Source organism: Amphritea sp. 1_MG-2023, assembly GCF_030547545.1.
In the GTDB taxonomy this organism is placed as follows: domain Bacteria; phylum Pseudomonadota; class Gammaproteobacteria; order Pseudomonadales; family Balneatricaceae; genus Amphritea.
Map to the genome: position 1 here is coordinate 1 of NZ_JAUOQE010000067.1, position 2,409 is coordinate 2,409.

2 protein-coding genes are annotated in these 2,409 nt (G+C 46.6%); both read left to right on the top strand.

Features of this window, described 5'->3' with window-relative positions:
- The first annotated feature begins 194 nt into the window (after positions 1 to 194).
- Positions 195 to 932 carry a hypothetical protein gene (locus Q4488_RS18645; RefSeq protein ID WP_303582094.1) on the top strand — a complete coding sequence of 246 codons (738 nt, stop codon included), beginning with the start codon at positions 195 to 197 and terminating at the stop codon, positions 930 to 932.
- A 467-nt stretch (positions 933 to 1,399) separates the two neighbouring features.
- The coding region (locus Q4488_RS18650) for a retention module-containing protein (protein WP_303582092.1) at positions 1,400 to 2,409 on the top strand (1,010 nt) is incomplete at its 3' end.

The following is a 2,409-nucleotide window of genomic DNA, read 5'->3' on the forward strand; positions in this document are numbered from 1 at the left end:
TGCCTGTAACGGTTGCCTTGATCTCCAGCTTCTCTGTCAGCCAGAGGCGTAATTGACTTATTCGCACCTTCCCTAATATATTTGAGTTATATCCTGAATTGTTAAGTGACGACATGGATTGATCTCAAATTGAGAGTGAAAGCACTATGGTGAATGCGTCTCAGTTTCGTGTATTACGGATAATTATATTGTTAATGGTTCTGTTCGTGGTTGCCATGAATGTTGGGTTGAATGGCGTACGGATGCAGGCGTGGGAACGGCCTGTTGGGGTGGTGTTATATCCCATTAATGCCGATGGAGAGGCGGGAACTCAGGCATATATCGACGCTTTAAATGTCGAACAGTTCGCTGATATTGAAGCCTTCTTGCAACGAGAGGCGTCGCGTTATCAAATTAGACAGCAGCCTCTGATTGAGTTTTCTCTCGCGCCGATGCTGAATGTGCAGCCGCCTGAGTTTGAGGCTGACGCGGGAGTATTGGATCGGATAGTGTGGAGCCTGCATATGCGCTGGTGGTCGTGGCGAAATGATAATTGGCTGGGGGCGCAGCCCGATGTAAGAATCTATCTGCGTTATTTTTCACCTCAGCGGAATCAACCGCTGACTCACTCTTTAGGCTTGCAAAAAGGGATGATCGGCTTAGTAAATGGTTATGCTGATATTGATTATAGAGGCGCGAATCACTTTGTAATTACGCATGAATTAATGCACACGTTTGGCGCGTTGGATAAATACAACTTGCAAACTAATGAGCCTATTTATCCCGATGGATATGCCGATCCACAGCAAAAGCCGCTATTGCCACAAACAAAGGCGGAAGTTATGTCTGGACGTATAAAAGTATCCCCTGGTTGGTTGTTGATGCCGCAAAGCTTAGATCGCGTTATTGTGGGGCCCAAAACCGCCCGCGAAATTGGTTGGTCTCCCTCATAATTATTGCGGTCATTCGGCCGGTTTTATGCGCTAAGTTGAGTTGAAGCAAATAATACCCATATTGGTTAGAAGGATAATTGGTCTAGGGGCATATTAAGGCTAGACTTATGATAGGTTGAATGGTTATTCTGGCACGATAAATACGACAATAAACAGTGCGTAATGCCTGTTAAAAATCATGGGTTAATGAATTCAATGACTTTTAAGTTCATTTATGTAAAAAATTAAAACAATTATCGAGTCTTTCTGGGTTAACCGAAATGGGTAGTAACGCCCTATTATTCGAAGTTTAGCCTGGGTTTTGTGCTATTCTCAATCATATGAATTTAAACAAATTGATGGATTTATAGCGTTGCATGAGAAACGATTTTTCTTGATGTAACGGATATACCAAAATCCATCTGGTTTGGTTGTCGGAGTATTGTTGAATACTTCGAATCAAACAAAACGTCTTCTGGGGGGAAGTTATGGAAAATGTAGAAATGACCAAGGGAACGGTGGTTAGTGTGTCGGGTGAAGTGCTTGCCGTTGATAGCAATGGGGTTGAGCGTGTTTTGCAACCTGGAGCGCAGGTTAGCCCCGGCGAAATGTTGATCGTGCGAGCCAACAGTCAGGCCGAGCTTGATCTCGGTAAGGCTGAATCTGAGACCTTGCCTGAGGAAACCACCGCTATTCTCGAGGTTGACCCAAAGACTGGAGAGATTTCACTCGTTTTTCATTCTGTCAGCGCTGAAGAGCTTGATATTGCCGATATTCAGGCAGCTATCTTGGCGGGACAGGATCCTACTCAGATATTAGAAGAGACAGCCGCTGGCGACATTCCCCCAGCTAATGGCGGCTTTTCAGAATTTCAAGCTGTCGATCGTACAGCAGAAGAGGTTTTAGCCCGCGCGGGATATGATACAGCACCAGAAAGTTGGCAACGTGATCCTTATGTCGATACGGAAGGTGAACTAGACACCCCGCCTGCAAATTATTCTGTTAACGATGTACAGATCAGCGAAGGCGGCTTAGTGACCTTCACGGTTAGTCGGACCGGAGGGTTGAGTGCTGAATCTATCGATTTTACAACCAATATAAGCGCAAGCGATAATGCTGAAGTTGATGATTTCAGCGCTAATAGCGGCACGCTGAACTTTGCTCAAGGCGAAACCAGCAAAACCTTCACCGTACAGACCAGCTCGGATGATGTGTTTGAAGGTCCTGAGACCTTTAGCGTTGATTTAAGTAATGTCAGCAATAATGGTGTGATCGTTGATGGCACCGGCGTGGGTACGATCCTCGATGACGGCACCGGCCCAGGCCCGAACCCCGATGACGATACAACCAGCTTCAGCATTGGCGATGTGAGCATCAGTGAAGGCGGCTTAATGACCTTCACCGTGAGCCGCAGTGGTGATGCGGCGGCGGATCAAACCGTTGACTTTGCGACCAGCATCGCCGCGGGCGATAACGCCGAAGCGAATGACTTCACCGG